The sequence below is a fragment of the Stutzerimonas stutzeri genome, assembly GCF_000935215.1.
Taxonomy (GTDB): Bacteria; Pseudomonadota; Gammaproteobacteria; order Pseudomonadales; family Pseudomonadaceae; genus Stutzerimonas.
In genome coordinates this window covers 1-5,426 of record NZ_JXXD01000211.1, presented here as the reverse complement: position 1 = coordinate 5,426, position 5,426 = coordinate 1, and the positions used below count along the sequence as shown (strand labels likewise).

The 5,426-nt window shown below is 55.4% G+C and carries 3 protein-coding genes and 1 other RNA gene; all 4 read left to right on the top strand.

Features of this window, described 5'->3' with window-relative positions:
* Positions 1-153: 153 nt before the first annotated feature.
* The 4 genes from LO50_RS19095 to LO50_RS19085 all read left to right on the top strand — a co-directional run bounded on the left by LO50_RS19095 (position 154) and on the right by LO50_RS19085 (position 4,933).
* On the top strand, positions 154-459 hold the full coding sequence (locus LO50_RS19095) for a hypothetical protein (protein ID WP_003299452.1): 306 nt from the start codon (positions 154-156) through the stop codon (positions 457-459).
* A gap of 133 nt (positions 460-592) precedes the next feature.
* Positions 593-971, top strand: a transfer-messenger RNA (tmRNA) gene (gene ssrA / locus LO50_RS24295).
* A gap of 98 nt (positions 972-1,069) precedes the next feature.
* Positions 1,070-3,511, top strand: coding sequence for a site-specific integrase (locus LO50_RS19090; RefSeq protein ID WP_044316011.1), 2,442 nt, complete (start codon positions 1,070-1,072; stop codon positions 3,509-3,511).
* 162 nt (positions 3,512-3,673) lie between these two features.
* Positions 3,674-4,933 (top strand): site-specific integrase, encoded by a 1,260-nt coding sequence (locus LO50_RS19085; protein ID WP_044316010.1) that lies wholly within the window; start codon positions 3,674-3,676, stop codon positions 4,931-4,933.
* Positions 4,934-5,426: the final 493 nt, after the last annotated feature.

The window sequence follows — 5,426 nt, the reverse complement described above, 5'->3', positions numbered from 1 at the left end:
GCGGGGCCGCTTCGTTTGTGTCGCTTCGATGAACGCTCACGCGCAATAGCAGTCGGATTTTTAGAGCCCGTGACGGGTTCGATTCGACTCGGCGCCGCCGTTTCAGTTGGTATCTGGCAGGCCCGGGAAGTCCATAAGACTGGAGGACCCACAATGAAAGTTCATGCACTGCTCGCATCCGCGGTACTGCTCGCCAGCCCGGCCGTCTTCGCCCAAGACGACTTGTGCCAGCTCAACCTGCAGGAAATCGACGACAACATGGCCACCAACACCGCCACCCTGGGTGAGCCGGCCAAGAGTCAGGTCGACGAGTACGTCAAACAGGCCCGCCAAGCCCAGCAGTCCGGTGACACCGAAGCCTGCATCGCGCACTCCACCAAAGCGCTGCAAGAGCTGAAAGGCCCAGGCAGTACCGGTAGCGGCGGCACAGCTGGCTCTGGCTCTGGTGGCGGAAACTAAGCCCGACCGGCGGGGTTGTGCGAGCGATCCTGCCGCAGCCGAGCTGTACATTTTGTAACCAGCATGGCTACAAACTGATCGACAGCGCGTAAAGATCGCCGTACACTCGCGCCCAGCACCACAAGCGTCACCAGGGGCCGATTAGGATTCGACGCCGGTAACAAAACTTGAGGGGCATGCCGAGTTGGTAACAGAACTCGTAAATAAACTGTTGCAAACTTATAGTTGCCAACGACGACAACTACGAAGGGTACGCGCTAGCCGCCTAACCTTCATCTGGTAGCTTCGGCTCCAGCGGTCACTAGGGGATGCCTGTAAACCCGAAATGACTGTCAGACAGAACAGGATCGCCGCCAAGTTCGCTGTAGACGTAACGGCTAAATCTCATACAGCTCGCTCCAAGCACCCTGCCAATCGGGCGGCGCGGAGTTAACTCAGTAGATCTGGCTAAGCATGTAGAACCGATAGCGGAGAGCTGGCGGACGGGGGTTCAAATCCCCCCGGCTCCACCAATTCAACACTGAAACCCGTCTAGAACGCGGGTTTCAGCCCAGATTTGATGGCATTGGATTACTCACAGTCCGTCTGTGAATCCAAAAGGTATGCCATCATGTCCAAGCGCCAAAGCAAAACAGGTGTCCCCCACCTGGTCTATCAAGCCAACACTGGCTTCCAGTACTACCTCACATTCCCGAAGCATTTCGCGGCCAACCCGAAACTGCCTGCGCAAATCCGGTGGTCGCTCAGCCACGACGAAGCGCTTGCCCGCGACCTTGCGAGTTATCTGAACACGGCTTTCGAGCAGTTCCTTGCCAAGGCGACCGAGCACTATGTCGAGCTCTTTTCTGACCGACTGTTGGCTGACCTTCAAAGGTTTCACTTAGCGGTAGCGGAAGCACTCAAATTCGCCGACCGAGTTTGGAAAGTTCGCCCGTCGCCAATGAAGCTCGCGAACCAAGACCTTTCCGTCGCCCACGCTCGCATGATGAAAGAGAGTGCGGAGCGTGTAGTGCTCTATAGCCACGAGCCAGGGGGCGAAATTTTCTTCGCACTGACACCAACGCCCGCACTGGTAAAAGCGCTTGGGGCCGGGTTCGTACGCTTTGACTGGCCGCTCGGAACCAACAACCAGAACGTGGCGAGCGACGCTGCCCGGTACATTTACGCCGCCCTTGATGTACTCGAGACCGTCCCACCCTCCCCAGGGCGCTATTCGAAAGAATCTCCTGCATTTGCAGCGATGACGCTTTATGAATACCTGTGCCATGCCCGCCCAGACCAGGGTCGGAATCTCATGCACATCCCCCCAGCACTACCGCAATCTCGGCAAGCTTTGCATTTTCATCTTCAGCAAGCCAACGCGATGCATCTGAAGCTCCGCATCATTGATCGAGCGCTCTTGGTGCAGGAGGGATCGGGGCTTTATGTGATGCTTATCGAACTCGATCCGCTGTGCATGAAAGCGCATCTGAGAGAAAAGAAAAGCTTTCGGGTTGAGCTGCTCACTAGCTCCATCATCATTGCGGTCCTCATGCTGACGTATACGCTGCAGAAGGTTGATAAGGTGCTGTTGCGTTACTTTCAGGAAGACGATCACCAAGATCCTTACGCCCAAGCCATGCAGGAAATCGGTGACCTGGTTCGGCGGATGTTGGGTTCTGCTGCAACCGCCGAGCCTATGCAGACGATTCCGGAGCTGAACTCGCCGACAGATGCTGTGGCACCGCCACAGGATCCAGGCACGCTCGCGTTGCTGAATGCGCTTGGGAGCGTTCTGCCCGACGCGCAGAAAGCCAAGCTTGAAACCCTCTTTACGCAACCCTCCGTCAACGATCGCATTGTCTCGCCGGCGCGTGGTTCAAACGCAGGGTTGAGCCTCGCAGCTTTGGTAAAGGAATACGAAGAACGGCAAATTCGTGAAGGCGCCTGGGCTAACCCGCGGACTCGCATTACCGCAAAGGCCCGCCTGGAAGGCCTGTGCGAGCTGCTTGGCGGGCACCGGCAAGTCGAGACGCTGACTCGCGCTGAATTCAACACGCTACGCGATCATCTGCGTAGCTATCCGAAGAACCGGCATCGCCTCCGTGCCACGCGTAACCAGCCGCTAAGTAAGATCATTAGCGACGGTAAGTTCGAGCCAATCAACCCTCGCACTGCGAAAAAGTTCTTTGAGCTGGCAAGGGCCCTTGTCACCTACGCTCATGATCAGGGTTACATCACCGAAAATATCGCGGCCGGATTGGCATTCAGCACCAAAGGAGCCGAGGCGCCGAGGAAGCGCACGTATAGCCCAAGCCAGATCGAGAAACTTCTTCACGGTCCGGCCTACACACTGACCACGCCGCCGCGCTGGCGCTTGGATGACTACAAGTTTTGGCTGCCGCTGCTTGGCCTTTTTACAGGCGCAAGGCTAAGTGAGCTGTGCCAGCTACGGCTCGAAGACATTCGGCAAGAACTCGGCGTCTGGCTCATCAGCATCAATCGAAGCGGGTCGAAACAGCTGAAGACGTCCGATTCGGAAAGGTTGGTGCCGATTCACCGGCAGCTTATCGAGTCGGGCTTCCTGGAGTTTCATCAAGCACGCCTGGAAGCTGTCGAGCGAGACGGCAAGGCTCCGCTTTTCGACAATATTCGGGTATACGGCGACCTTTCTCCCGGGCATGTTGCGAGCCGTTGGTTTCTCGGCTCAAGCCAGATTAGCCGGGGTTACCTTGGGCTTTGCGGCCTGGGAGATGACGGCCTGACGTACCACGGTCTGCGCCACACCTTTATCAATCAATTTCGCAGACAGAACCTTGACCTGGCGAAAGCCAAAGCGCTTGTAGGCCACTCGGATAAAAGTACCACCGGTGGGTACGGCGACTGCTATCCGTCTGACGTGCTCAAAGACGAGCTCGACAAGCTCGATTTCGGGCTAGGGCTGGGACACATCCATTACCGGCACTATCAAGAGTTACGAGAACGCCAGGGCGTTTTCAATGTCGGTCGCCCGGTTGGCACCCCCTTCCCCAGCGTGCGGGTTGCTAAGCGACACTGGAAAACGTACGCATAATATTCAGCTAATAAAAGGTAGGGGCTCGCTCTTACCTTTTGCTCATCTTGCGATTATTGACAAGTTGTCAATAAAAACTATCGCATGGTAAATCCTAATAGATTATCTTGACTGTTTATCCATCCAGTAATAATCTCAAGCCTCACCCACTGTGAGGTATATATGAATGTAACTGCCCCCCTCTCCATTCCTTTTTACAAAGGCCTGAGTCTTATCGTCGAACCCGGCCATGAAGAACACTTGCGAATCGCGTTGGCAAACATTTCAGCGATTACGGATGCGATAAACCGCTTTCAGTCTTCTCCTTTGCTTACCGAGTTCATGGACATAACGCTGTCCCGCTTTCTGCGAGAAAACAATTACGCAGGGAAATCCGAGCACATGCTTCGAGCGCGGATGGAGAAACTAAAAATCGCTCTGACGCAAGATAATCCTACCCGCCGAGTTGCTGAGCTTGATCGGGCCGACGTACAGCGTCTGAAGGATCAGCTACCGTCGTTACTCAAGCAGAACGCTGCGTCGGGTAGCAAAGGCGCAAACCTCACGACCTACTATCAGTTGTTCAATCGAATGCTGGACGAAGCACTTGAGAGCAAGCTGATTACCGAGGCGATCAAAGTCGCGACCTGCAATACAAAACACGCCGAAATCACCAAGCCATTTCTGGATAGCAATCTGAATCAGATGTTCTCAGGCTGGCCCTACAGAAAGTATCTCGCAGGCGACCTGCCGAAAATCAACCAGGACGCCAAGCCCTATCGGTTTTGGTTGCTCCCGCTTGGGCTCTATACCGGCGCGCGGCTTAACGAGCTCTGCCAGCTACGTGTGCATGATGTGATCCAGGATGTCCACGGCGTAGACCTTATCGATATCAACGATAATGGCTACAACAAGTCGTTGAAGACGGGGCCGTCGGCTCGGCAGATTCCAATCTGCTCGAAGCTAGTGGAGATGGGCTTTCTAAATTTCGTAGAAGAACGGCGCCAGGCCGATGGCAATGACGCTCTGCTTTTCAACGAGCTGAGCTTCGATCCAAAGCACCTATACTCCCGCGACCCAAGTCGGTTTTTCTGCGGGCCGTGCACGGGTACAGGATACATCGGTCAGCACTGTCCGCCGGCGGTTAATGGCGGGCTCAATTTTAAAAGTCTCCGTCGCTCGTTTGCCGTTCGGCTGGAACGGTCAGGCATATCTCCATCCACGATCGCCTATCTGCTCGGCCATGAGGGTGGTGCACCAGAAGTCACAGCAGACCATTACCCGGAGCAGCCACTGAGTCTGAGATTACTGGAGCAGATGGAACGGGGACTGACATACAACGCACAGACCGAGCAGATCCGCTGGGAGCATTTTAAAAAGCTGCTCGCAAACCAAGCCGGACGCGGAAAGCGAGGAAGGAGAACTAAGCAAAAGCCTTGCTAGCGCGTAGCGTTCAAAACAATCATCGCCTGGAGATGATTATGAGACAGGATGAATAAAAGGCCGCAGCCAATCTGCGGCCTTTTTCGTTCTGAACACAACAGGAAAGAAACCGAATTTTCACGCAACTCCGGGCATCGCTTGCGGCGACGGTTGGCACGCCCTATCGCTGAGCACAGTCCACCATCGAAGAACTTGCATCCGCTGCGACGAGAATTCCGTGACAGTCGGCTGCTGCCACACAAATTTCAGTTGAAGCGTGGGCGCTTTGGCATCAGACCGGACACCGCTTCATAACGCCACTGTGACAGACACACGGCACGGTCACCCGGCGCATCGACACTCACTAACTGCCGCAAGCCCTACGAGTGACACGGCGAGACTGCAGCACTCGAGTCATGTGACATGGCGGTCGTAAGACAAGTGTGCCGCAGTGATCGGGCTTATGATTGGCGGTTGCAGGAGCTGAGCGCAACACGGTTATTGAATTGAAGCC